The following is a 22,510-nucleotide window of genomic DNA, read 5'->3' as shown; positions in this document are numbered from 1 at the left end:
AGATAAGGGTTATCGGTTATATAGATATGCGATTTACTCTCCGTCAACTTCAAGTATTCGTCGCCGTCGCCCAGCAGGAAAGCGTATCCCGTGCTGCCCTGACGCTCAACCTCTCGCAATCGGCGGCGAGCACCTCGATCACCGAGCTAGAGCGTCAGTGCAGCTGCCAGCTGTTCGACCGCGCCGGCAAACGGCTGAGCCTCAACGCCCTCGGCAAGCAATTATTGCCGCAAGCGGTGGCGCTGCTCGACCAGGCCAAGGAAATCGAAGACCTGCTCAACGGCAAGTCCGGCTTCGGCTCCCTGGCGGTCGGCGCGACCCTGACCATCGGCAATTACCTGGCCACCTTGCTGATCGGCAGCTTCATGCAGCGCCATCCCGAAAGTCAGGTGAAGCTGCACGTGCAGAACACTGCCAACATCGTGCAGCAAGTTGCGCACTATGAAATTGATCTGGGTCTAATCGAAGGCGATTGCAGCCATCCAGACATCGAGGTGCAGAGCTGGGTCGAGGATGAGCTGGTGGTGTTCTGCGCGCCGCAGCATCCGCTGGCCAAGCGTGGCATAGCGACCATGGAAGAGCTGAGTCACGAAGCGTGGATTCTGCGGGAACAAGGCTCTGGCACGCGACTGACCTTTGACCAGGCTATGCGTCATCATCGCAGCGCACTGAATATCCGACTGGAACTGGAACACACCGAAGCGATCAAGCGCGCGGTGGAATCAGGCCTGGGGATTGGCTGCATTTCGCGCCTGGCGCTGCGCGATGCATTTCGCCGCGGCAGTCTGGTGCCGGTGGAGACACCGGATCTGGACCTGGCGCGGCAGTTCTATTTCATTTGGCACAAACAGAAATATCAGACGTCGGCGATGCGCGAATTCCTAGACCTGTGCCGCGCATTCACCGCCGGAGTTCAGCGCAGCGACGAGATCGTGTTGCCCAGCATCGCTTAAAACAGAATTACCGCCCACACCAGCGCGATCATGCTCAACGCCACGAATTGAGCGGCGCTGCCCATGTCCTTGGCGTTCTTGGACAGCGGGTGCAACTCAAGGGAAATGCGGTCGATGGCCGCTTCCACTGCCGAATTCAGCAGCTCGACGATCAATGCCAACAGGCAGACCGCGATCAGCAATGCCTGCTCGACACGGCTGACGTTCAGAAAGAACGAAAGCGGGATCAGGATGACGTTGAGCAGCACCAGCTGCCGAAAAGCCGCTTCGCCGGTGAAGGCTGCGCGCAGGCCGTCCAGCGAGTAACCGGAAGCGTTAAGGATGCGTTTGAGGCCGGTTTGGCCTTTGAAAGGAGACATAGAGTAGGCAACTGACCAAAAAGGAGTGGGAAAGCTAGATCAACCAAAGTCAAAAAAGCGTGAACAGGCCAACTCTTAGTGGCTCGAAATTGACTCAAGTTGTTGCAAGAGCAACGCAGCCTGGGTGCGAGTCCGCACATTCAGCTTACGAAATATAGCCGTAACGTGCGCCTTAATCGTCGCTTCGGAAACGCTCAGCTCGTAAGCGATCTGTTTGTTCAGTAAACCCTCACAGACCATGGTCAGCACCCGGAACTGCTGAGGTGTCAGGCTGGCAAGGCCTTCACTGGCGGCCTTGGCTTCAACGGAAACACTCACGGCTTCGAACGCCTGAGGCGGCCAGAACACATCGCCATCGAGCACCGCACGCACAGCTTTCTGGATGACGCTCAGGTCACTGGACTTGGGAATGAAGCCGCTGGCGCCAAATTCACGGGATTTCACCATGATCGAGGCCTCTTCCTGGGCCGACACCATGACCACCGGAATTTGCGGGTACTGACCGCGCAGCAGCACCAGCCCGGAGAAACCGTAGGCCCCCGGCATGTTGAGGTCGAGCAGCACCAGGTCCCAGTCAGACTTTTCGTCCAGTCGGGTTTCCAGCTCGGCAATGCTTGCCACTTCCACCAGACGGACATCCGGACCCAGGCCCAGGGTCAACGCTTGATGCAGGGCGCTACGAAAAAGAGGGTGGTCATCGGCAATCAGGATTTCGTATGTGGCCATTTTTCTAATGATCCTGTTTTTCAAACAACTCAAGGCACAGCCACACAGCGGCACCAGCAGGGCACGTTCAACGCCAATTACGTGGCTATCACGCAAAGAATACGGCGTATCAAACTTTGGCCGCGCCCTAATCGGCGCCAAGCATGCCCAGCGAAACCGGGGTGGTCAAGGTGCATGGCCGGTACAGTTCTTTGCAGTATGGGCGACAATCAGCAGATGACCGGAGCCGCGTTCTGCACGAAAGGCATCAGCTCGGTGTGGGCCGGCGTTGCCACGTTCATGTCCAGCTGATGTTTCGCATCAAGGTAATGCTGGCTGAACACGTCGAAATAAGCGTCCAGCGCCGAGGCCGCCTCGGTATCACCCGCCAGGTCCAGGCACAGTGCTGCCACTTCGGCGGTGCACAAATGCTCGCTGCGGGTCGAACGGCGCAACCGGTACCGCGACAGCTTCTCGGGCAACAGGCTCAGGATCGGAAGACGATCAAAGTAGGGGCTTTTGCGGAAAATCTTCCGGGCTTCGGTCCAAGTCGCATCGAGCAGAATAAACAATGGCCGCTTGGTGCTATCGGCTTCAACGATATTCGTCACTCGCTCAGGCTCGACGTACTCACCCGGAAAGACCAGATACGGTTGCCATTGCGGGTCGGCCAGCAACGCCAGCAACTGCGGATCCGTTTCCGTGCGTGACCAGATAAAGGCATGGTTGTCACGCACCACGTCGGCGATCAGCCAACCGGTGTTGCTCGGCTTGAACACTTCCTTGTTGGTCATGATCAGGCACACGCCGGAGCGGGCCTCGACCTGCGGACGCCAGGCGCATAGGCAATGACTCTCGATCACGCGGCAGGCACGGCAACGCGGCGCCCTCCAGCCACGGGCCTGAATCGGCTTGATGCCCTCCTCCTCTCGTTCGTCGCGCAAGCGGGCGACGGCGTTTGCAAAGGCTGGGGTTACAGGGCTCATCGCAGGCAGCACCGGAGGGGAAAGAAAATCGACACGAATAACACTCGGCAAGTCAGAAAGTGGCGGCAGTTTATCAGAGCGGCCGGCGCAAGCCTGTACCGTCCAGGCCCCGTCCCCTATAATTCGCCGCCACTGAACGCACAGTCATGTGACGGGTCGAACCACCAGTCACTGAACCAGGAGAGTTTCATGCTGCGCCTTATCGTTCCCACCGCTGCCATTTTGCTGGCGTCGTCCTTCAGCGCTCAGGCTGCGTCCTTGAGTGAGCAGAATCTCAACAGAGAACTGCAAAACGTCGCCACACAAAGCAGTGTCGGTACTCCACGGGCGATCAACGAAGACATTCTTGATCAGGGCTACACCGTCGAAGGCAATACGCTGATCAACCACCTGAGCGTACAAAGCAGCCACGCCAACAAGATGCGCGCCGACCCCAAAGCCGTGTATTTCCAGCTGGGCGCCTCTGTGTGTAACAACCCATCGTTCCGCAAACTGATGGCCAAGGGCGCGGTGATGCGTTACGACTTTACGGAAGTGAAGACCAACCGTTCTGTCGGCTCCGCCAGCTATCAGGAATCGGATTGCCCGAAAGCGGCCCCGGCCAAGAAGAAGTAATCATCGGGAATTGGCGCGCCGCTGTTCATCCTCGGCGCGCAGTTCTGCCACCAACGCCTGCAAATAACGCGAACGCCGCTCGGCGCCTTCCAGACGCCGGCAACACTCCTCCTCAAGACTCAAATGATTGGTCTCGGCGGATGACTTCAGCAATCGATACAGTTGCGTATCGATTTCCAGAATGACTCTGGCCATGGTTTACAGCCTCCCTGCACCTCGCCCTGTTTGAGCGAAAAATCCTTGAACCGCTTGGACTGTGCGTCCTGCCTTTGACGCAAAGTTGTCGTGTCACGCCTGTAACTTAGTAAATCAGAGCGCCGGGCCTGCGGCTTGCGTTCGGACGAACGGTGAATTCACCTTGCAAATCGTCAATAAGCGGTTGCCAGGAAAGACTTTGCGGCGCAATGATCAAGTCAGCGAGAATCTCTGCAAGGGTCTAGATTCAGAGTGTTCACGATCACTTTTCACGGCAGGAAAGGGGCTGCCCGTCGCGTGTCTTGTTGTGAGAACGTTTCTTTCATCCAAGGGAAAAACAGAGCCTGTATGGACGACTCGAACCGAGTCGGGTGGATCGCCCAGGCATGGGCTTGGGCAGACAGCGACACATGAAGTGTCGCGGCGCTGACGACTGCTTTGTCGGTGCCAAGGGTTCTGTGCAGAAGGAGAAGTTGAATGCCTTACCAACCGAATGACCTCCTGAGCCGTCATTTCGAAGAAAGCGGCCACGACCTCATCAGCAAGGTCGAAGAGCAACTCAACCTGGTTTCACCCAACAGCCCGAACATCCCGATTTACCGCGACATGATCCTGACCGTGCTGCGCATGGCCCAGGAAGATCACAACCGCTGGAACGCCAAGATCACCCTTCAAGCCCTGCGTGAACTTGAGCAAGCCTTCCGCGTGCTCGAGAAGTTCAGGGGACGACGCAAGGTCACGGTTTTCGGCTCGGCGCGCACGCCGATCGAACACCCGCTGTATGGCCTGGCCCGGGAACTCGGCGCCGCGCTGGCGCGCTCGGACCTGATGGTCATCACCGGTGCCGGTGGCGGCATCATGGCGGCGGCTCATGAAGGTGCCGGCCTGGAACACAGTCTGGGGTTCAATATCACCCTGCCCTTCGAGCAGCATGCCAATCCCACCGTCCAGGGCACAGGCAACCTGCTGCCCTTCCATTTCTTCTTTACCCGCAAGTTGTTCTTCGTCAAAGAAGCCGATGCGCTGGTCCTGTGCCCAGGCGGTTTCGGTACCCTGGATGAAGCGCTCGAAGTGTTGACCTTGATTCAGACCGGCAAAAGCCCGCTTGTGCCGGTGGTGCTGCTGGACGCACCGGGCGGCAAGTTCTGGCAGGGCGCGCTGGACTTCATTCACCATCAACTGGAGGAAAATCGCTACATCCTGCCCACCGACATGAAGCTCGTGAGCCTGGTCTACAGCGCCGAAGAAGCCGTAGAGCAGATCAATCAGTTCTACGGCAACTTCCACTCCAGTCGCTGGCTCAAGCATCAGTTCGTAATCCGCATGAACCACAAGCTCAGCGACCAAGCGCTCGAAGACATGCAGGAAGCGTTCGCCGACCTGTGCCTGAGCGATCACTTTCATCAACACGCCTATAGCGGCGAGGAACACGATGACGTGCAGTTCAGTCATCTGGCGCGACTGGCCTTCAACTTCAACGCCAGGGATCATGGCCGTCTGCGGGAGTTGGTGGACTACATCAACCTGCCGGAAAACTGGGCCCATTCCAAACCCCAGGCGCAACAGCGCACGCGAGAGCCGTCCAAGGTGACGTGAGGCAAAATCGAGGCAAAAAAAAACGGCCCGCTATCGAAATAGCGGGCCGTTTTTATTCAATCATCCATTCCCCGACCGTTGAACAAGCGGCCGATCATTTCCATGGAGTATCCCCGATAACTCAGGAAGCGTCCTTGCTTGGCGCGTTCCCGGACGTCTATCGGCAGATGCCCGGCAAATTTGCGTCGCCAGGTCTCTTCCAGTTGCTCCTGCCAATTGATACCGCTCTCGCGCAAGGCGAGTTCGATGTCGTTACGTTGCAGGCCGCGCTGGCTCAGTTCTTCGCGAATACGCAAAGGGCCGTAGCCGGAGCGAGCACGGTAGGAAACGAAGCTTTCGAGGTAGCGGGATTCGGACAACAGGCCCTCTTCCGTCAAACGGTCGAGTGCTGTGTCGATCATTTCAGGAAGAGCGCCGCGCTGACGCAGTTTACGCGTCAGCTCGACTCGACCGTGCTCGCGTCGTGCGAGCAGGTCCATTGCGGTTCGCCGCACCGCGACGAGTGTATCGAGTACGGCGGTCATCGGATCAATCAGATATCTGCGTCAGCCAGGTCATCAGCCGTCTCTTTGACTGGCGATGCTTTGACGTCCGGCGCCGGGGTCAGCAACTTGTCACGCAGTTGCTTCTCGAGCTTGGCGGCGATTTCCGGATTGTCTGCCAGGAACTTGGCCGAGTTGGCCTTGCCCTGACCGATCTTGGTGCCTTCATAGGCATACCAGGCGCCGGACTTCTCAACAAAACCGTGCAGCACGCCCAGGTCGATCATCTCACCGTTGAGGTAGATGCCCTTGCCGTAAAGAATCTGGAACTCGGCCTGACGGAACGGCGAAGCCACCTTGTTCTTAACGACTTTGACGCGGGTTTCGCTACCGACGACTTCATCACCTTCTTTCACCGCGCCAGTACGACGGATGTCCAGACGAACCGAAGCGTAGAACTTCAACGCGTTACCACCGGTGGTGGTTTCCGGGCTGCCGAACATCACGCCGATTTTCATACGGATCTGGTTGATGAAGATCACCAGGCAGTTGGCGTTCTTGATGTTACCGGTGATTTTACGCAGCGCCTGGGACATCAGACGGGCTTGCAGGCCCACGTGCATGTCACCCATTTCGCCTTCGATTTCAGCCTTCGGAACCAGCGCTGCCACGGAGTCGACGATGATCACGTCAACCGCGTTGGAACGCACCAGCATGTCGGTGATTTCCAGGGCTTGCTCGCCGGTGTCCGGCTGGGAAACCAGCAGGTCGTCGACGTTGACGCCCAGTTTGCCGGCGTATTCAGGGTCGAGGGCGTGTTCGGCGTCGACGAATGCGCAGGTCGCGCCGGCTTTTTGAGCCTGAGCGATCACGGACAATGTCAGCGTGGTTTTACCGGAGGATTCAGGACCGTAGATTTCAACGATACGGCCTTTTGGCAGACCGCCAATGCCGAGCGCGATGTCCAGACCCAGAGAGCCAGTGGAGATAGCCGGGATCGCCTGACGGTCCTGATCGCCCATACGCATTACGGCACCCTTGCCGAATTGACGTTCGATCTGACCCAGGGCCGCAGCCAAGGCTTTCTTCTTGTTGTCGTCCATTAAAGTCCTCACGTAATCAATAAGGCCTGACGGCCAACACCTGTATAAGTAGCCAGTATTATTCCACAGCGTTTCAGGATCGCCTACCCCTGATTTGAGATTTCTCCAGCGGCATGGCGCAGCAGCCCCTCTAGCGCGGCCTTAACCGTTTGTCGGCGGACCTCATCGCGGTTACCGGCGAAGTGTTGCACCTCGCTGAACAGCTGCTCACCGACACCCCAGGCCAGCCAGACCGTGCCGACCGGTTTGTTCGGCGAACCGCCATCCGGGCCGGCCACACCGCTGACCGCCACGGCAAAATGCGCCTGGCTTTTTTCCTGCGCGCCGCGAACCATCGCCTCGACCACCTCGCGACTGACCGCGCCTACCGCAGGAAACAGTTCGGGAGAAACATTCAACTGCTCGGTTTTCTGCCGGTTGGAATACGTCACATAACCGGCCTCGAACCACGCCGAACTCCCCGGAATGCGAGTGATCGCTTCCGAGATCCCTCCGCCGGTACAGGACTCGGCCGCGGTGACGTGGGCATTGAGAACCTGCAAGCGCCTGCCAAGTTCAGCGGCCAGTTGAGTGATTTCTTTCACGGTCATCTCCTGAGCGAGCGGAATGAGCACTACCGTACACGAGCGAATTGCGCTTGCAAGGCACAGGATCGATCAAAATGTTAGCGAGCGACGGCTCTGACATAGGCCTGGCAGGCCCGCAAGGCAATCAGTCCGCTGTCGCCGGCATCGGTGATGGCGATAATTCGTTGAGCATGCGCCGGGTCAAGTCGGGCTCGCGGGGCGTCATTATCCAGGCTGCGGGTGCTGGCGGAGGCTGGCACTGAATGGCTTGAGGCAGCATCGAGGAGGACTGACAAGCGCAGATCAGCAGTGGCAAGACGATCGCGCAGGCGACCTTGATCACGTTGGGCATCGCTAAGCGCTCGGTAATGGGTTTGCTCACTGGCCGACAGACGCTGCTCCAGCGCCAGACGCTTGTCCTGTTCGGCCTGTTGCTGCCTTGCGGCGGCCAGCGTCAGCTGATTCAGTGCCTCGGCATGCAACCTGGCCTGTTCCGCCATTTGCCGGCCATAACGCCAATCCTGAAAGTGCCAGGCCAGCGCCGCAGCGCCGACGGCCAACACCGCCAGTAACACAACAAGGCCGATCACCCGGTAAGAAATCGGCATCAGGCCGAAGACTGGCATAACACCGCCCTCGCCCGCGCCCACAGCTGCAGACGATCCTGCAGGCCGTTAAGCCCACCGTTGATGCGGCGGGTGATGCTGTTGAACTGATCGCCATCGGCCAGTTCGTTGAGGCCGTTCTGTTGCCAGAACCAGGCGGCTGATTCGGCAGCCCATTGAGGCTTTTCCAGCAGCTGCGGAATAAACACCAAGCGATCATCGCCGAACAGGCCGAGGCTGCATTGACGGTAGTTGTCGCGACCGGTGATCTGGATCAGGCCCCGGCCCCGGTACTTTTGGCCGTCGCCGTCGAGCGCTGGTGTATTACCCAAACGGGCCGCCAACGTGCCGGTGTCGTACTTGCTCAAGTACTGATCGCTGCCGAGTTCACGCACGTAATGTAGTTGTCCAGATTCATGGCCAACTTGCGCCAGGAACGCTGCGGCGCGTTTCGGGGTGTTGATGCTGAAACGAAGCATGGCGGTGTTGAGAGCGGAAATGAAAACGCCCGCTTGTAGGCGGGCGTTGGGCATGATGGTTTCCAGCAGTTGTTGCGTAACAGTCATGGTTATACCCATAGACAGGATGGAAAAGTGACTCGACCGCTACCGGCAGAAATCAAAATATGTCCTTCAGGACCGGGCATCCAGACAGGTCGCCTCGATCGAACAGCGATAGCTGTTTTGACGACTGCCGCTGGCCGTAACCTTGTCGATTGACCAACGTCCTCGCATGAAATCGGGCCACGTACTGTCCAGCAGCACCAGGCCTTCGGCGGACAATCCTGGATTGCCGGGGCACTCGATCTTCACCTTCAATGCTTCACGCATCATCCGACGTACCTCGCCCTCACCGGCGGCCCGCGCATCGCCTGCGCTTTGATAGCGTTGCCGAAGGGTCTTAAACGGCGCGATGCCGCTTTCCTCGACCCGCACCTTGCCGGCGGCTGCATCCCACCAACTGGTCTTGCAGCCCTGGTACTTCGCCCGCGCGGTTTCTTCGAGTGTTGCAGCGATAAAAGACTGTTCGCCCGGACGATTGTTGGTCGTCACAGAGAGTTTTATGTCCGGCATCACGTTGCCCGACAGTGACTTCGCCTGACCACGTCGTGCCAGCACATACAGATCGTTGATCGGCTTGGCGACCCCGTCATGGAGACAGGCAAGCCGTGTCAGAAACCCCATGTCCGTCTCGTTGGACTGGTCGATATGCTCAATCTTGATTTGCGCCAGATCCGGGGCCACACGCGGTGAAAATCCATGCCTGGATGTCAACTGGCGGAACAGCGCCCCCACGGTTGTCGGACCGTGGCTGACGGATCGGCGTTGCTTGAAGCCGGTCTCATCGGCGGCACTGAACGGCGCCGCCGTGGCCACCAGCGTCATGCGCAGGGGAAACAGCGTCGGCGTGCGCCGTGTAACGACGAATTCGCCCTTGTCAACCAGGCCCGACTCCACATAGCCCACTCGCAAACCGATTTTTCCGCCCAGACTCGGCAATCCTTCAAGCCCTTCCAGATTAATGACAAGCGTCAGTTGATCGGACTCTATCCCGGCCGCATCGATGTGCTGCCACGAAATCAATCGCTCGTTGAGCAGTGCAGCGTTCGCGCCGTAAATTTCCACCGAGGGTGTAAAACCAAGTGACATGTTGCCTCCTTAATCCCAAGCCGAAGCCGGCTTGGGTGCAATCGGTTTTGAACCCAGCTCGGGCAGGAGCACCCGCACGCCTGCCGGCAATACCGGTCCATATTCGGCGAGCCCCGGATTGAGACGCCAAAGCGCCTCCTCGGCGACATCGTCACAACGCTCAAGCGCCCGGTACAGCAGCAGATTCACCGAATCGCCGGCAATACTTCGAACGTTACGCATTGGCGAACTCCAATAAATCGATGACCCACTCGACCACCATCGCGGTGCCGTCATCTAGCACGCAGCCCTGGGTTTCCGACACCGTGATGATCTGCCATAGACCCCAATTGCGGCCGATGCCGTCAACCAACGGCACAGGGACGCGCAGCGCCTGCAAGGCACGCAACTCATCAAGCCGGTCCATGGCTGTCGCGTACATCGATTTTCCCGTTATCTTCAGCGTTTGCAGACCTTGGCCGGTCTGACTGGCGATGGGTTTACCGGTGACAACGTCGATGCTCTGCCAGCCACCATCTGCTCCGCGCAACAAGATGTGGTAAGCGAAGCCTCTGGACAGGCCGAAAATGAAATTGCCCAACACCATTTGCTGACGCATCAGGTACCTCCGTCGGTCAGTGCCGCGTCACTGCGCATGGCGAGTGAGTTGGGCTGGGTCATAAGTCCGAATTGGCCGGTAATCTGTTGAACAACCAGGTTCGCCAACTGGCTGGCGCTGGCCTGATCCTGGCCATTGATGTAGATGTTCGCCGTCATGGAGTTTTGCTGATTGCTCGTCTGGGCGCTGGTCAGGTCTTTGCTGACTTGGTCCGGAGCGGCGAGTTGGTCGGCCGGTGCGGCGAGTTTTTCGCCCAGCCAGCTGCCCGACTCTCCACCTATCCAGCTCCCTGCCAGCCCGCCGACGACCGCGCCTACCGTTCCGCCAATGGCGGTGCCCAGGAGCGGACCGAACAAGGTACCCACAGCAGCGCCCATGGAAGCACCCGCCGAAGCCCCCGCCCAGCCGCCGCCCGCGGCACCCAGGCCAGTGCCGAGCATCTTGAGGTCGCCGCTCATCGTGCCTTCAATCACATCGGGGGCGGCCTTTAACGCAAATGCTCCAGGTAAAAAACGCTTGAATACGCCCATTGAAGCACTCATGCCTTTCAGAGCATTGCCGGGGAGACGGGGAGCGTCGCCGCCCAATACCCGCTTGGCCGCCTGACTGGTCATCTCATCCATCACGGCTTTGAACAGCGCCTCCACCAGCGGTTTGATCGCTGCTGCAACCAGCACGATTGCAGCAGTGGCTTTCGGTGAGGCTTCAGCAGATTCGCTCAAGCTATCAACCACGGAACCAAGCGAGTTAAGCGAGCTATCCGTCGCAAGTGCCAGCGCGTTGCCCGTGGCCACCAACAAGCGATCAGTCCTTGCACTCATAACGTTTAACTGGCCTTGCCGGGTTTTCGACTGCGCGAGTGCGTCTTGCCTCACCGAGCCCTTGTTCCCCAACTCCGATGTGGCGTACTGACTTGTATCTTTCACCTGCCAGAAGGCTTGATTCACATCACCAAGGTTTTGCGCCATGCGCATCGCCGCCTTATCGCCATCGCCAAATAGGGTAGAGGCCAGCGTCGAGCGCTTCTCGGCAGGTTGCGCATTCAAGGCCGCAAGTACCGACATCACCGTACCGGGCGCCGCGTCCTTGTCACGCAAGCCACTCGCCACCGCTTTCGGCTCCAGACCCAGCTGCTTCCAGGCCGCTTGCTCGGTTTTGGAGGCCTGATCCCCCTTGCCCATGGCAGTGGCCATGTCTTTCAGCGCTACGCCGGCGTCAGCCTTCTGCGTACCGGTATTCAACAATGCCGTCGTTAACGCGGCGGCTTGCGCGGGTGCCAGGCCTGCTGCTGTAGCAGCACTACCATCACGCTGCAAAACGGCGCCGATGTCAGCCGCTTTCGCACCACCGGGTATCTTGCCCAGATGATTGACTGCATCCGCCAGGTCAAAGGCTTGAGCACCATTGAGCTTCATGGACGTGCGCCAGCCGAGCATCAGCTCTGCGACATCCATGGCCGGCATCTTGAACGCCGACGCGGCGACGCCAGCGTCACTGGCGAAACGCAGCAGCTCAAACTGTCGATCCGAAGCATTGGGCAAATCACCCGCGATTCCTGCCTTGGCGGCAAGACTTGCAATCCTCACCAAATCAACCGCTTTGGTCCCTCCGGCCGCCACCAGCGGAGCGCTGGCAATGTGCTGGGTTGACTGCGCCATATCTTCGCTCTGGCGCGGGGTAAACTGGCCTGCCTGCTTCAGATCGGCCCTGGCCAAATCCATCGCTATCGCGGGTTTAAGCAAGTCCGGCGGTTCGATACTGCTACCCCACTTGTCCGCACTCTTCTGCTCGCAGGCCGAAGCACACGTTTCACCGGCTCCCGTTGCCAGCGGCAACATACGTTGCGACGAAAGTTTCAAGGTCAACGACTCAATAGCCGTCGTCAGCAGACCGAGCTTGATGCCGACATTTTCCAGCGCCAGACCGAGGCCACGCATTTGATCCCTGGCGGAGGGGCCCGTACCTTGTGCGGACATAACGCTTGTGGCTGCGTTAATCAGGCTGGTATTTGCGAATGCCAACCCACCGTTATCGATGGCTGCGTATTTGAGTGAATATCTATCGTCCGCCATCCCGCTCTACTCCTGTTTCACGCCAAGGCGAGTGATCGCGATGTCGTAGCGGCGCAATGCCTTGCCGGCGTCCCATTCCAGAATGTCCGCCTCACTTACCGAGTAAATGAGCGGCACCACATCGAGGATTACTTCGATGTCGCGTTCCGAAAGAAGTCCGCCGGTTTGTTTAAAAAATCGTCGATGCGTACCTGAAGTTGTGTCCAGTCGGGCACGGTCAACAGGTCCAGATCGGGAAGCATTAAACCGGTGCAATGGGCGGTGATGAACTCGGCGCGCTCCTTGGCCGTTTTCAGTTTTTTCATCGCCTTGGTGGCGCGCAGTACCGGCATTTCCAAGGTGAGCGAGGTCAGGCTGCGGCCCGCTGCGCTGAGCGGTTGCAGCAGTTGCACTTGGTCGGGATCGTCCAATGCGGCGTCCGCTTCGGTGTCGCGCTGCAAAAAATACGACGCCGGACGGGTCGACATCTCATGCACGTACTGCGCGATGCTCACGTAGTCCGGGCGTTTGAGTTGGTCGAGTTCCTTGACCGACAGACCGGTAGCCAATTTCGCCAGCTCGAAGAACTGATCGTCTTCATCATCACCGGCACGGGCCAGGGCTTCTTTCTGTGCGGCGTAAAACAACGGTTTGAGCTGAATCTGCTGGAGTGTCGATTGATCGTCGGCGGTGATCGGCGACAACAGAACGTGAACAGGCGGTGTCCAGGACATGAAGTGAATTCCTTGGGTGTGCAACCTGTGGGAGTGAGCCTGCTCGCGATGGCGGCGGCAAACCCGACATCAATGTGTCAGGCACACCGCTTTCATCGGAACGCCGCCCGGAGCCGGCTCGATCCCACAGGGACTGCGTTTAACGGAGTTGCATTGGGGTAGTGCGAGCAGTTACGGAATCAAAACAGCGCGACGGGCATCACCGAGAATGTCCACGCCGTTGAGCACGAACTTTTGCGTGCGCACGTCGATGTCGATCACCGGGATGCCGTTTTCGAGACGGTTGTAGGTGCGGCAGGAAAGCTCCAGCGTGGTGGTCGGTTTGTCACCCATTTTGATTGCTGTTTCGACCAAGGACTTCAGCTTGCCGCCGACGGTGTGGTAGGTAAACCAAGTGTTGCCATCCTGATCCTGACCAGCCTCGCGAACGTTCAGCAAAATGTCATCCCCCAGCGTCACACCCAAGGCCAGCATCACTTCCGGCCCCATTCCTTGCAGGACCAGATTAGCCGTCAGCACCGTGCCGTTCTTGATCATTTCCTCGCCGATAAAGCGCCCACCCGTCATGGTTTCCATCCCGAACTCAATCTTCGGCGGAGTAAAACTTTCGACGGTCGCCGACAACGGCAAGCCTTGCAGGGTGGCCGCGATGGCCTGTCTTACGCGGTTGGTAAACATTAGAGAACATCCTCCAGGAACTGCTCGATGATTTCATCGCGGGCATTGAGTTGATAAACCATGTGTTCGTTCGGTGCATAGCGGCCGTAGTCGATGACGATGAACCAGGTGCCGTTCTTGTATTTCTCGACGCTGTTCAATTCCGGGTGCAGGTACACGCTGCCGCCCGGGATGGTTTCGTCGGCGACCAGGGTTTGCAGCCAGTCGTTGATGCGCTTGACCTCCTGGTCCATGAACGACTTGGTCAGGTTCTTGGCCATGGCTTTCTGGCCGGCCTTGACCAGCTTGCGGCTGATCGCATCTTCGAGTCCGACGTAGCTGATGAACTTGCCGGTGATGGAGCGGTTACCCAGCAGCGAGAAGCCGCCGAGGATGGTCCGGGCGTAATAACTGATGCCGTAGCGGTTGAGCAGATCGCCTTCGGTGGATTTGTCGAGGATGTTGTATTCCACAACCCGCGACACGTCCTCGGCATAGGTCACCTGGTTGCCCGGGCTCTCCCATTGCTTGACCTTGGCCAAGGCCGCGATGGCGAGGCTCGATGGCGACAGGAACACGTTCTTCTTCGCCGCTTTGGAGTAAACGGCCGGCATGTTGTGCACGACCAGGCAACGGTCGAAACCGAGGTCCGCGCCGCCCAGTTCCTGGCTGTAGGTCACTTGATCGGCCACCGCGGCGTCCTTGCCGTCGAGTACCACACGCGCCTTGATGCGCTTGCCAAGCGAGGCGAACTCGCTAGCCACGGCTTTGGTGCCGGTGAAGCCTGGTGCACCGATGATGGTCAGGTCTTCCGGCACGCCGCTCAACGCGGCCAGGCCCAGCTTGCGGCCGGTCAGAGGCTCAACGCCGCCGATCACGTTATTCACCGTGTCCGCCGGGGTCGCGCCCTCTTCGACGATGACCACGTAGACCGGCACCTTGACCACTTTCAGGATCTGGAACACCGCGTGGAACAATGTGCCCGACTCAGTGCCGGTCGGATCGAGCAGCGCCTGGGTGGTGAAGCTGTTGATGCGAAACGGCGCATTGCGCGGAATCAGCGGATCGGCCTTCGGCGCAGTGCCGATCAGACCGATGACGTTGTCACCGAGGCCACCCATGGCCTCGGGGGATTCGGTCGCATTAACGGTAATGCCGTTGTGCTCGAAGTTCAGAACCTCAGCCATGGTTATTCAGCCTTCTTGGCAGCGGCCTTCACGGCCTTGGTGAATGTGGATTTCAGCTCCAGGCGACCAGCGCTGAGCAGGGCGTTGGCTTCGACGTCGAGCAGGTCGAGTTCCTGGCCGGCGGTGGACCAGTGACCGCGCCCAACGGGGAACGGGACGAGGACGGTGTAGGTTTGGCGTTCTGCCATTTGGGTTTCTCCAGATGCGAAAAAGCCCCTTTGTTTGAGGAAGGGGCTGTTGGGTGTTGATTAGCGGATAAGAAAACGCCCCGACGGTGCGGGGCGCTTATTTGAGCTGGCCAGACAGCCAGGTGGGTACAACCGGGCGGTGATCTGCCTGGGGAAACTCCGCCCCAAGTGGCCAGTCGCGTAACTCGCGCCGGTAGACTTGCAGCTCAGCGTATTGCTCGGTTGTAAGGGTCGTTGCGCCGCCACCATCCAGTTCGTCGCGCTGACGCGCCACGATGCCATCGGTTTTCGCCAACAGCCCATCACGCCAGGTGCGCTCGAGGTCAGCCAATTGCTCAGGAGGCATCGGCGGACGCTCAATCAAAGAGGGTGGATCCGTATCAAAGTTGATCTTGATCAACTGCGACTGACCGTTCAAAAGCTCGGCGTGCAGTTCGAGCGATATTTCGACAGCGTCCGTTGGAAGCTCTCCACCCAAATCTGAATCGTGAAAAAGACCGGTTGTCTTACTGCTGTAAATCATCTGATTTCCCCTTTACATCCCGAAAGCAAGTACGCGGACTGCCGATTGGCTGGCGGTGTAGTTGGACTGCACAACGACCTGGCCCAAGCCGTTGGCCATCCCCGCCACAAACGGGGAACCGGTGGAGCTGTAAATAGTGCTGTCTGTCATTGAAACGTTGCAGCCAAAGTTCTTGCTCGGAAAAGCAATTGGCAAATTAAATGGAGTGCTCAGCGCCGCGCTTGAAAACAGCGCCGTCATCCACTGAATGATCAAACCGGAAGGGAGTTTCTGATAGCCGTTCGCCGACATAAGTGCACCAAACGGTGCAGTCTTGCCAACGGCACCGGTACCCAGCAAAACCCAGGCCCCGTCGCCAACGCAAATCATATCCAGATAGGTATCTGGTGGAACCGACCTGCTCGCAGCGGAAGGCGGAATAGAGAGACTTTCCTGCATTTTGTCCGCACCCTGAGTGGACAGAATCAGGGTTGCAATTGACCAGTTCTGCAATCGAATGGTGGCGCCTGCCTGAATGCCATTAGCCACCGAGTCAGGAATACTGTAGGAAACGGGCCCGCTACCGTAACAGTGAACCATACTGCCCACGTGCGCCGCGATACCGGTCAACGGGGCAACAAACGAGTAAAAACCACCCAGTTCGAACCCTCTGGCCTTGATCCATTCAGTCGTTGCAAGCTTTTTGGTGTTATCAAATCGGGGAGGTGTGTTGCCGAGTACCGCAGCATATTGCAACTGAGCGGAACCCGAAGCCCACCAGCCGGAGCCACCAGCACTGGCCAACTCCAAAGTAGCCCCTGGCACCATTACCAGACTGGTAGCCGACGTTTGGCCGGCGCCGGCGTTGATCGTGTCAGCCCCAGCACAAACAACTGTAATGTTGCCACTGCCAATATTGCGGAAATTGATCGCCCCTCCAGACGGCAGACTGCCGGCAGTCGGTAAGATGACCGAGAACGTTCCAATCATGCTCACGAGGGTGCCGGCTGCTGTCGTCGTTAACGTGGTGGCACCGGTCACGCTGGTCACACCGCGATAGTTGCCTTGGCTGCGCCGGGTAAACTCCGTCGTGGCGATTGCTTTAGAGTCGTCGAACAGCACAGGCGTAGTTGCTGTTGGGCTGATCAGCGCCGGCGAATTGAGCGGCGCAAAGCCTTGCGTCAAGTTCTGGAACGTCAGCGCCGTGGAGCCCAGGACAATCGCCCCGTCAGTGACCAATTGCCAACGAGTATCGGCCAGCGTCGCCCCCTGTTCTACGGAGACGATCAAGCCCGACGTCACCTCTGTGCTGACGTCCGCGTCTTTCGCCCGAACCCAGTCAGCAACCGCGGCAATATAGAGGCCGTTGTCTTTCGCGGCCGTCTGGTTTTTAACCAGGACGCGATCGCCAGCGACAACGGCCACGCCATCGATTACTTGAGGCCCGGCCAGCGCGATGTTGGCGGTAGTCGCTATGCGCACCGATTGCTTGCTGTCGAGTTTGGCGAGTTCGTCAGCGACATAGGACGTCACCCACGCACGGGTCGCTTTAACCACCGTGTCGTCAATCAACAACGTCACCAACGCCGCATTGCTGGTTTCGAAAATCGAGCGAATGTAAAACTCTTTGCCCGACCCCGAAGTCGCCAGCACCGGTTTGAACGACTCCGGGTATTTGACGATGGCATACAGAATGCCGGTATCAGTCCAGATCCCGGCCTCACGAACATACCAACCACCAACATCCGGCGGGATGGTCACTTCAGCCAGCAACCAGCTCGGATTTTTCTCATCCTGGAACAGCGCATTGAGCGGCCCGCGCCAGACTTCGCGCTTGAGCGCGGTGTCGGTTGCCGCCGGGTTGTAAACGGCGCCACCGCCGTCGCCGACGGAAATCTGTGACAGTTTGATTGGCAAGCCCGCCGCCTTGCAGGCAGTTTCGTAGGCAATCCCCGCATTGGTAAGCAGGGTGTAATAGTCGGCCATTTAGGACCCCTGAGGATAAATAGTGGAGGTTTCGACGGTGTAGAGCCCGGCGGCGATAAAGGCCTTGCCCGAGGCTTCAAGCCCCTCGATGACAATCGGATACACCGTGGTCAGTTCGCCGCACACGGTGGTCGCGCCGATGACGTGGTTGCCGAAGGCGCTCAAGCCGACGGAGACCGTCAAGGTGTCGCGTTCGCTTTTGGCATCCGCAAGACGTCGATCAAGACGGGCATCGATTTCTTCGCTGTAGGGCTGTTCGATAAAGGCCCTGACGGAAAAGCTGTAAGGCGGACCTGGCGGTGTTTGCTCGTACCAGGCGCGCACGTCGGGTCGCAATTGCAAACCCTTGGCAGCGTTTTCCAAGGCCATGCGTGTCCCGGCCTGGCGAGCGGTGGGCCAGGCGAGTTCTACCGTCAAACGCTTTTCGGTTTCGCCAGCCGTGGAGCTCCATTCGCTGACACCACGATCCGCGCCGAGGTACGGCAGGAATGCCAGCGGTGTTTCAGCAGGATTCATCAACTCCGGAAATGGCGGCGCAATCCGATCAAGCAACCGACCAAACCCCAGATCAAGCGCCCTTTCCAGCGGCGAACTGTTGGCCGGCAGCAAGCTCGGACGAGGCGTGTCGTCACTCATAACGTGTCCACCTCGACCTCGACACCCGTGCAATACGGGGCCTGGAACGCCGTCGTCACGATTGGCGCCAGCGGTTCGAGAATCTGCAACTGAACCGCGCCAGCACTGTGCAACGTGTAGTCGATCCAGCTCGGGTCGACCCGCCCTTCCAGTCGATGGCAGCTGTCGGCATACGCCTGCAACTGCTGTTGCGCAGCCACCTTGGTCAACCCGGAATCAGGCCCGGCGTTGATCTTCGCCACGACCCGGATTTTGTAGTTCTTGATGTGCGCCCCCTGCACCGTGACAAGGTCGGTTTCGGGGCGCACATCAGGTCGGGCGAAATGCTGGCGAACACCATCAAGCAACGCTTCGGAGGGCGTGCCATCGCCCTCGCGGGCCAGTACGGTGACCATCACCTCGCCGGGAGCAGTGCGGCGTCCGTTGCCGTCCTTGACCTGAGCGGCGTAACCGTCCGGGTCGAACGTGTAGGTGACCGTCACCACGCCTGCGGCGGTGGTTTCCACCTTCACGGAGGGTCGCTCACCGAGGGTGAACACCTCACGGCGGTATTGCATGCGCGACCCGGCCGCCGGTGCATGGGGCGCCAGGTAGTAACGCAACCGGGCGTCATCGTCACTTTCATAAACCGGGGCCACTGGTGGGAATGCAGCCAGGTCGCCGGGGTCCAGCAACTGCCTTTCCAGGCCCATGTCCGCCAGTCGCGCATCAAGATTGCTGCCCGTGGCCCACCAAGCCAGCATCTGCTTGATGCGGGCGTTGTATTTGCGTTCGTGGATTTGCAAGCGCACACAAAAGGCTTCAAGGGCCAGGGTCAGCAACTCGCTTTCGTTGTCGAGGCTGACCTTAAGTTTTTCCGCGCGCTCGGGAGAACGGGCGCCGACGTACTCGACGACAAACGTCTTGAACTCCGCGAGCAGGTCCTCGAACGCTTCGACGGTGACGATCGAAGGTTCGGCCAACTGGTTCTGGCCGGGTATCAACATGCTCATGTCACCACCTCGAATGTCTGACTACGGTTTTTCCAGAGGCCCGCGAAACGCAGCAGCAGCCCTGCCCCATGTCGACTGGCAACAATCACCTGAGGCTGGAAATCACCAATGCCGTTCTGCTCGTTGTAAAACGCCTGTGCCGCGTGGCTCTGGGCAAGCATCAGCAGGTCGTCACCGAGGTTTTGTCCCAAGAGATTCGGGATCAACGAGCCATATAAGGGACGCTTCTGACGAGTGCCCAATGGCGTGGTCAGCGCCCGGGTCGCGCGTTGTACAAACTGCGGCCAGTCGTCGACCGTTACGCCGGTGTTTCTATCGATTCCGATCATGGAAAACTCTTTATGCAGTGCTAATGACTCGCCCCTGGTGATCCACCAAGGGGCCGCTCAGGTGCACACCGGATGCGTCGAGCAGTAAGCCGCTCGCGCCCAGTTGCAGTTGGATCGACTCAGGCGTCATGACCAACCGGGCCGGGCCGATGCTCAGCTCGAGCGATTCGCGAGTGCCGGTGAACGTGGCAGGACCGTTTTGCCAGCGCAGGGTGTGACTGGCGTCGTCGTAGCCACTTTCGGTGCCGTCCTGATAGCGGCGACGCGTCAGCGAAGCCTGCGTTGAGACCGGCGGAAACTGGCCACCATTGAGGCCGAACAACGCGACGGACTGACCGCCGCTGTCGCCGCCGCCGTGGTTCAGCAACACGCACTGTTCACCGACTGAGGGAATGCGCGACTCGCTTTGTGCCCCCGCACTCGGGTTGAAAAACCTGATGGCAGGGCTCAACAACTCCCCGTGGCGGACCCTGCACGTGTTGCTGGCCGCATCGACTACCTCGCACACGCCAACGCGGCAGAGACTGTCGGTACGTCGATTCAGGTCTTCAATCTCGGTTTCCATTTCGGCCAGACGCTCGATGATCGGGCCCAGTTGCTGGTTGAACAGTGCGTCGAACATGGATTACTCCTGGAGTGGCTGGTACTGGCCTGGATCGTCGATGTCCGACACCTCCCAGGTACGGGCGAATTTCGGAGTGCCCAACGGGTCGTCCAGCAGTAATGCGCCGAGGTACAAGGTCTGGGTGAAGGAAACGGTCCAGGTGGCGTACTCCCGGGCACCGCTGATGAATGTGGATGCAATGCCATCGATGTTCATCGGTAAATCGCATTGATCGCCGGGCAGTTTCCAGCGGTTGTCAGTGATCAGGTTTTTCAGTTGGCTGCCCAGATCGCAGGCCGTCAGCGCGGATATGGGCGACACGACCTGCAACGAAACCGTCATGACATGAGCGATACGCCCGTCATGGGCGCGGCTTCCCGACGCATCGTGTTCGAGTGCAATCAGAACCCAGGCCTGATTGCCTGTACTGTCGAAATCTTGATGACTCCCGACATTCAAACCGGGAAAGGCGCCGCGCAATGCCTCGGCAATCGCGGTAAACAGCTGTGAAGGTTTTTCGATGACGACCGGCATTAAGTGTCTCCTGTCAGATTTCAATGTGAGGGTCGGCGGCATCGCCTCACTGTTGATCAGGGCGAGAGTCGCGCGGCGGCACTTCGCAAACGCCAATCCGCTTGGCCGCCCAGCGCTCGTAAAGACCGATGGCCACGTCCGCCCCGGCCATCGCCGTCAGGCAGCCAAATGCGCAAGCGGCCCATATGGACACGCCGGCGGCGTACAGCAGCATGATGGCCGAGACCCCGCAGATCACGCAGGCCCCGGAACGCAAGGCCAGTCGCCGCAACAGTGACCAGCCGCGGGCGCCGTCCTTGTCGGCGCGCCACATTTCGCCAGACACCCCGCCCACCAGGGCGAGGACGATGACAAGCCAGATCGGCATGTCCAGCAACGCTTGTTGCTCGTTTGTCATGTCACGCCTCCCGGGGTGATTGATGAGTGATGTGTGTTTCTTTCAAACGGTGTCTCTTGAGGTGCCTGACGGTAGGTAGGCATTCCAAAAAGCCCGGCGCTTGCCGGGCTTTTCAGTAATGCGGTCCTTCGCGTTGATCTTTCGGCGCTACTGGCGCGGTACGGATCCATTCAGATTGTTTTTCCGACCGCGGTCCCTGCCCGCCGGATAACTGCTTCTGGTGCTTTACGCTGCACACCCGGGTCAGTTGCCAACCCTCTGAACCGTTGAGGCCGGTTCATCGCTGCCTTTTGTGGTGGAACTAAAGAGCTTCATTTCGAGCTGCTGTGTTGAGCGGCTTGAGACAAAGAATATGCATGGATGCATACACAGTCAATGCGTAAATGCATTTATTTATGCGTATTGAATGCATTGACGCATTAAGGCCTCGCAAACAAAGGCGCTGACGGTTTTGGGCAGGCGAAAAAAAACCCGCAGGGGCGGGTTCTAATGCAGCGTGGTGAGGTTAACGGGCGTACATGCCCCACCAGAAGACGTGACCAAGGATGACAATTTGCTCTTCCTGGACTTCCTGGAAGGTGTAGTCCTCGTCCGGGTGTTCATCGCGATTGAAGCTGCGCAGGCGAATACCGGTTGGCAAACGATAAAGCTGTTTCACCCGCAACTGGCCGTTGTGATTGATGGCGTACAGGTCGCCATCAATGATGTCGCCAATCCCGCACTTGCCCGCATTCACGCCAACGGTGGCGCCATCGCGCAACACCGGCAACATGCTGTTGCCGCGCACCGTCACGCATTTGGCCTGATCGAACTGCACACCGTTGTGACGCAAGCTGCGCTTGCCGAAGCGCAGGCTAGAGCGCTCGCTTTCTTCGATGACGAATCTTCCTGATCCAGCAGCCAATTCAACCTCGCGAAGAAAGGGGACCGACACCTCGTCATCATCGACGGGTGTGTCGTCGTCCCACAGACTTATGTCCTTGAGTTCGGAATGCAATTTATCGCGCCCGGCATTGGCGGCGGTGGCAGCGACATCCACGCGTCCGCGCAACTGATCGGTGCTCACGGCGAAGTACTCGGCGATCTTCGAAATGTGTTTATCCGAAGGATCGACGATCTTCCCGCTGAGGATCCGCGAGAGAGTGGATTGAGGCACGCCGGTGCGACGGTGAAGCTCCGTGGGGGAGATCCCGTGCTGATCGAGCAGCGCTCTTAAGACGGTAGAAACATTGCGTTTTTGCATAACGGGCATAGTGCTTGAACTTTTTTCGGAAGACAAATGCTGATTCGCATAGATCATG

Annotated in this window: 29 protein-coding genes; 3 read left to right on the top strand and 26 right to left on the bottom strand. The window is 58.8% G+C overall.

Going from position 1 to position 22,510, the window contains the following annotated elements:
- The first annotated feature begins 26 nt into the window (after positions 1–26).
- On the top strand, positions 27–953 hold the full coding sequence (locus tag ACA075_RS05895; protein WP_219096809.1) for a LysR family transcriptional regulator: 927 nt from the start codon (positions 27–29) through the stop codon (positions 951–953).
- Here the strand turns inward: ACA075_RS05895 and ACA075_RS05890 are convergent.
- From ACA075_RS05890 to ACA075_RS05880, 3 genes are all read right to left on the bottom strand, one after another.
- A complete protein-coding gene (locus ACA075_RS05890; protein WP_494376485.1) occupies positions 950–1,312 on the bottom strand; it encodes a diacylglycerol kinase in 363 nt (120 codons plus the stop codon). The two genes, ACA075_RS05895 and ACA075_RS05890, sit on opposite strands and share 4 nt — an antisense overlap.
- A 75-nt stretch (positions 1,313–1,387) precedes the next feature.
- Positions 1,388–2,038 carry a response regulator transcription factor ErdR gene (gene erdR / locus ACA075_RS05885; protein ID WP_497297675.1) on the bottom strand — a complete coding sequence of 217 codons (651 nt, stop codon included), beginning with the start codon at positions 2,036–2,038 and terminating at the stop codon, positions 1,388–1,390.
- A gap of 209 nt (positions 2,039–2,247) precedes the next feature.
- A complete protein-coding gene (locus tag ACA075_RS05880) occupies positions 2,248–3,003 on the bottom strand; it encodes a tRNA-uridine aminocarboxypropyltransferase (RefSeq protein ID WP_497297674.1) in 756 nt (251 codons plus the stop codon).
- 189 nt (positions 3,004–3,192) lie between these two features.
- Between ACA075_RS05880 and ACA075_RS05875 the strand changes: the two genes are divergently transcribed.
- Complete coding sequence (locus ACA075_RS05875; RefSeq protein ID WP_403142526.1) at positions 3,193–3,618, top strand: PA3611 family quorum-sensing-regulated virulence factor; 426 nt, start codon at positions 3,193–3,195, stop codon at positions 3,616–3,618.
- On the opposite strand, the gene ACA075_RS05870 is transcribed toward ACA075_RS05875, so the two are convergent.
- Positions 3,619–3,813, bottom strand: coding sequence for a hypothetical protein (locus ACA075_RS05870; RefSeq protein WP_497297673.1), 195 nt, complete (start codon positions 3,811–3,813; stop codon positions 3,619–3,621).
- Between the two features lie 477 nt (positions 3,814–4,290).
- Here ACA075_RS05870 and ACA075_RS05865 point away from each other — a divergent pair, with 477 nt between their 5' ends.
- A complete protein-coding gene (locus ACA075_RS05865) occupies positions 4,291–5,409 on the top strand; it encodes an LOG family protein (protein ID WP_497297672.1) in 1,119 nt (372 codons plus the stop codon).
- 56 nt (positions 5,410–5,465) lie between these two features.
- On the opposite strand, the gene recX is transcribed toward ACA075_RS05865, so the two are convergent.
- The 22 genes from recX to ACA075_RS05755 all read right to left on the bottom strand — a co-directional run bounded on the left by recX (position 5,466) and on the right by ACA075_RS05755 (position 22,452).
- On the bottom strand, positions 5,466–5,933 hold the full coding sequence (gene recX / locus ACA075_RS05860) for a recombination regulator RecX (protein ID WP_497297671.1): 468 nt from the start codon (positions 5,931–5,933) through the stop codon (positions 5,466–5,468).
- 8 nt (positions 5,934–5,941) lie between these two features.
- On the bottom strand, positions 5,942–6,994 hold the full coding sequence (recA, locus tag ACA075_RS05855) for a recombinase RecA (RefSeq protein ID WP_007907270.1): 1,053 nt from the start codon (positions 6,992–6,994) through the stop codon (positions 5,942–5,944).
- 83 nt (positions 6,995–7,077) lie between these two features.
- On the bottom strand, positions 7,078–7,578 hold the full coding sequence (locus ACA075_RS05850; protein WP_497297670.1) for a CinA family protein: 501 nt from the start codon (positions 7,576–7,578) through the stop codon (positions 7,078–7,080).
- A gap of 80 nt (positions 7,579–7,658) precedes the next feature.
- On the bottom strand, positions 7,659–8,186 hold the full coding sequence (locus ACA075_RS05845) for a lysis system spanin subunit (protein ID WP_497297669.1): 528 nt from the start codon (positions 8,184–8,186) through the stop codon (positions 7,659–7,661).
- Positions 8,168–8,731 carry a glycoside hydrolase family 19 protein gene (locus ACA075_RS05840; protein ID WP_497297668.1) on the bottom strand — a complete coding sequence of 188 codons (564 nt, stop codon included), beginning with the start codon at positions 8,729–8,731 and terminating at the stop codon, positions 8,168–8,170. Before ACA075_RS05840 ends, ACA075_RS05845 begins: the two co-directional genes overlap by 19 nt.
- 66 nt (positions 8,732–8,797) lie before the next feature.
- Positions 8,798–9,814: a phage late control D family protein gene (locus ACA075_RS05835; RefSeq protein WP_497297667.1), complete on the bottom strand. Its 1,017-nt coding sequence runs from the start codon at positions 9,812–9,814 to the stop codon at positions 8,798–8,800.
- A gap of 9 nt (positions 9,815–9,823) precedes the next feature.
- Positions 9,824–10,036: a tail protein X gene (locus ACA075_RS05830; RefSeq protein WP_461979954.1), complete on the bottom strand. Its 213-nt coding sequence runs from the start codon at positions 10,034–10,036 to the stop codon at positions 9,824–9,826.
- Positions 10,029–10,412 (bottom strand): phage tail protein, encoded by a 384-nt coding sequence (locus ACA075_RS05825; protein WP_497297666.1) that lies wholly within the window; start codon positions 10,410–10,412, stop codon positions 10,029–10,031. The genes ACA075_RS05830 and ACA075_RS05825 overlap by 8 nt, the downstream gene beginning before the upstream one ends.
- Positions 10,412–12,349 (bottom strand): phage tail tape measure protein, encoded by a 1,938-nt coding sequence (locus tag ACA075_RS05820; RefSeq protein WP_497297665.1) that lies wholly within the window; start codon positions 12,347–12,349, stop codon positions 10,412–10,414. The genes ACA075_RS05825 and ACA075_RS05820 overlap by 1 nt, the downstream gene beginning before the upstream one ends.
- 263 nt (positions 12,350–12,612) lie before the next feature.
- Positions 12,613–13,197: a phage tail assembly protein gene (locus ACA075_RS05815; RefSeq protein ID WP_497297664.1), complete on the bottom strand. Its 585-nt coding sequence runs from the start codon at positions 13,195–13,197 to the stop codon at positions 12,613–12,615.
- A gap of 171 nt (positions 13,198–13,368) precedes the next feature.
- Entirely contained in the window at positions 13,369–13,875 is a 507-nt protein-coding gene (locus tag ACA075_RS05810; RefSeq protein WP_497297663.1) for a phage major tail tube protein, read from the bottom strand.
- The gene (locus ACA075_RS05805; protein WP_497297662.1) at positions 13,875–15,041 is read right to left on the bottom strand and encodes a phage tail sheath protein; all 1,167 of its coding nucleotides are present in this window, start codon (positions 15,039–15,041) and stop codon (positions 13,875–13,877) included. Before ACA075_RS05805 ends, ACA075_RS05810 begins: the two co-directional genes overlap by 1 nt.
- A 2-nt stretch (positions 15,042–15,043) precedes the next feature.
- Complete coding sequence (locus ACA075_RS05800; RefSeq protein ID WP_497297661.1) at positions 15,044–15,229, bottom strand: hypothetical protein; 186 nt, start codon at positions 15,227–15,229, stop codon at positions 15,044–15,046.
- A gap of 97 nt (positions 15,230–15,326) precedes the next feature.
- A complete protein-coding gene (locus ACA075_RS05795) occupies positions 15,327–15,752 on the bottom strand; it encodes a tail fiber assembly protein (RefSeq protein ID WP_497297660.1) in 426 nt (141 codons plus the stop codon).
- A gap of 12 nt (positions 15,753–15,764) precedes the next feature.
- Positions 15,765–17,717 carry a phage tail protein gene (locus ACA075_RS05790; RefSeq protein WP_497297659.1) on the bottom strand — a complete coding sequence of 651 codons (1,953 nt, stop codon included), beginning with the start codon at positions 17,715–17,717 and terminating at the stop codon, positions 15,765–15,767.
- Entirely contained in the window at positions 17,718–18,353 is a 636-nt protein-coding gene (locus ACA075_RS05785; protein WP_497297658.1) for a phage tail protein I, read from the bottom strand.
- Positions 18,350–19,345, bottom strand: a complete 996-nt coding sequence (locus ACA075_RS05780) for a baseplate J/gp47 family protein (RefSeq protein ID WP_497297656.1) — start codon at positions 19,343–19,345, stop codon at positions 18,350–18,352. The genes ACA075_RS05785 and ACA075_RS05780 overlap by 4 nt, the downstream gene beginning before the upstream one ends.
- The gene (locus tag ACA075_RS05775; protein ID WP_497297655.1) at positions 19,342–19,674 is read right to left on the bottom strand and encodes a GPW/gp25 family protein; all 333 of its coding nucleotides are present in this window, start codon (positions 19,672–19,674) and stop codon (positions 19,342–19,344) included. The genes ACA075_RS05780 and ACA075_RS05775 overlap by 4 nt, the downstream gene beginning before the upstream one ends.
- 10 nt (positions 19,675–19,684) lie before the next feature.
- Positions 19,685–20,296, bottom strand: coding sequence for a phage baseplate assembly protein V (locus tag ACA075_RS05770; protein WP_497297654.1), 612 nt, complete (start codon positions 20,294–20,296; stop codon positions 19,685–19,687).
- Between the two features lie 3 nt (positions 20,297–20,299).
- Positions 20,300–20,812: a hypothetical protein gene (locus tag ACA075_RS05765; RefSeq protein ID WP_497297653.1), complete on the bottom strand. Its 513-nt coding sequence runs from the start codon at positions 20,810–20,812 to the stop codon at positions 20,300–20,302.
- 46 nt (positions 20,813–20,858) lie between these two features.
- Complete coding sequence (locus tag ACA075_RS05760) at positions 20,859–21,209, bottom strand: phage holin family protein (protein WP_102594277.1); 351 nt, start codon at positions 21,207–21,209, stop codon at positions 20,859–20,861.
- A 505-nt stretch (positions 21,210–21,714) separates the two neighbouring features.
- A complete protein-coding gene (locus tag ACA075_RS05755; protein ID WP_497299203.1) occupies positions 21,715–22,452 on the bottom strand; it encodes a LexA family transcriptional regulator in 738 nt (245 codons plus the stop codon).
- Between the last annotated feature and the right edge of the window lie 58 nt (positions 22,453–22,510).

The sequence above is a fragment of the Pseudomonas sp. LBUM1663 genome, assembly GCF_059695905.1.
Note: the sequence above shows the minus strand (reverse complement) of the source record. Positions and strands in the feature narration are given on the sequence as shown.

Bases quoted from the DNA above. Each gene is read 5' to 3' on its own strand.
- ACA075_RS05895 (WP_219096809.1), top strand. From the start codon at position 27: ATGCGATTTACTCTCCGTCAACTTCAAGTATTCGTCGCCGTCGCCCAG.
- ACA075_RS05890 (WP_494376485.1), bottom strand. From the start codon at position 1,312: ATGTCTCCTTTCAAAGGCCAAACCGGCCTCAAACGCATCCTTAACGCT.
- erdR (WP_497297675.1), bottom strand. From the start codon at position 2,038: ATGGCCACATACGAAATCCTGATTGCCGATGACCACCCTCTTTTTCGT.
- ACA075_RS05880 (WP_497297674.1), bottom strand. From the start codon at position 3,003: ATGAGCCCTGTAACCCCAGCCTTTGCAAACGCCGTCGCCCGCTTGCGC.
- ACA075_RS05875 (WP_403142526.1), top strand. From the start codon at position 3,193: ATGCTGCGCCTTATCGTTCCCACCGCTGCCATTTTGCTGGCGTCGTCC.
- ACA075_RS05870 (WP_497297673.1), bottom strand. From the start codon at position 3,813: ATGGCCAGAGTCATTCTGGAAATCGATACGCAACTGTATCGATTGCTG.
- ACA075_RS05865 (WP_497297672.1), top strand. From the start codon at position 4,291: ATGCCTTACCAACCGAATGACCTCCTGAGCCGTCATTTCGAAGAAAGC.
- recX (WP_497297671.1), bottom strand. From the start codon at position 5,933: ATGACCGCCGTACTCGATACACTCGTCGCGGTGCGGCGAACCGCAATG.
- recA (WP_007907270.1), bottom strand. From the start codon at position 6,994: ATGGACGACAACAAGAAGAAAGCCTTGGCTGCGGCCCTGGGTCAGATC.
- ACA075_RS05845 (WP_497297669.1), bottom strand. From the start codon at position 8,186: ATGCCAGTCTTCGGCCTGATGCCGATTTCTTACCGGGTGATCGGCCTT.
- ACA075_RS05840 (WP_497297668.1), bottom strand. From the start codon at position 8,731: ATGACTGTTACGCAACAACTGCTGGAAACCATCATGCCCAACGCCCGC.
- ACA075_RS05835 (WP_497297667.1), bottom strand. From the start codon at position 9,814: ATGTCACTTGGTTTTACACCCTCGGTGGAAATTTACGGCGCGAACGCT.
- ACA075_RS05830 (WP_461979954.1), bottom strand. From the start codon at position 10,036: ATGCGTAACGTTCGAAGTATTGCCGGCGATTCGGTGAATCTGCTGCTG.
- ACA075_RS05825 (WP_497297666.1), bottom strand. From the start codon at position 10,412: ATGCGTCAGCAAATGGTGTTGGGCAATTTCATTTTCGGCCTGTCCAGA.
- ACA075_RS05820 (WP_497297665.1), bottom strand. From the start codon at position 12,349: ATGCGTGGCCTCGGTCTGGCGCTGGAAAATGTCGGCATCAAGCTCGGT.
- ACA075_RS05815 (WP_497297664.1), bottom strand. From the start codon at position 13,197: ATGTCCTGGACACCGCCTGTTCACGTTCTGTTGTCGCCGATCACCGCC.
- ACA075_RS05810 (WP_497297663.1), bottom strand. From the start codon at position 13,875: ATGTTTACCAACCGCGTAAGACAGGCCATCGCGGCCACCCTGCAAGGC.
- ACA075_RS05805 (WP_497297662.1), bottom strand. From the start codon at position 15,041: ATGGCTGAGGTTCTGAACTTCGAGCACAACGGCATTACCGTTAATGCG.
- ACA075_RS05800 (WP_497297661.1), bottom strand. From the start codon at position 15,229: ATGGCAGAACGCCAAACCTACACCGTCCTCGTCCCGTTCCCCGTTGGG.
- ACA075_RS05795 (WP_497297660.1), bottom strand. From the start codon at position 15,752: ATGATTTACAGCAGTAAGACAACCGGTCTTTTTCACGATTCAGATTTG.
- ACA075_RS05790 (WP_497297659.1), bottom strand. From the start codon at position 17,717: ATGGCCGACTATTACACCCTGCTTACCAATGCGGGGATTGCCTACGAA.
- ACA075_RS05785 (WP_497297658.1), bottom strand. From the start codon at position 18,353: ATGAGTGACGACACGCCTCGTCCGAGCTTGCTGCCGGCCAACAGTTCG.
- ACA075_RS05780 (WP_497297656.1), bottom strand. From the start codon at position 19,345: ATGAGCATGTTGATACCCGGCCAGAACCAGTTGGCCGAACCTTCGATC.
- ACA075_RS05775 (WP_497297655.1), bottom strand. From the start codon at position 19,674: ATGATCGGAATCGATAGAAACACCGGCGTAACGGTCGACGACTGGCCG.
- ACA075_RS05770 (WP_497297654.1), bottom strand. From the start codon at position 20,296: ATGTTCGACGCACTGTTCAACCAGCAACTGGGCCCGATCATCGAGCGT.
- ACA075_RS05765 (WP_497297653.1), bottom strand. From the start codon at position 20,812: ATGCCGGTCGTCATCGAAAAACCTTCACAGCTGTTTACCGCGATTGCC.
- ACA075_RS05760 (WP_102594277.1), bottom strand. From the start codon at position 21,209: ATGACAAACGAGCAACAAGCGTTGCTGGACATGCCGATCTGGCTTGTC.
- ACA075_RS05755 (WP_497299203.1), bottom strand. From the start codon at position 22,452: ATGCAAAAACGCAATGTTTCTACCGTCTTAAGAGCGCTGCTCGATCAG.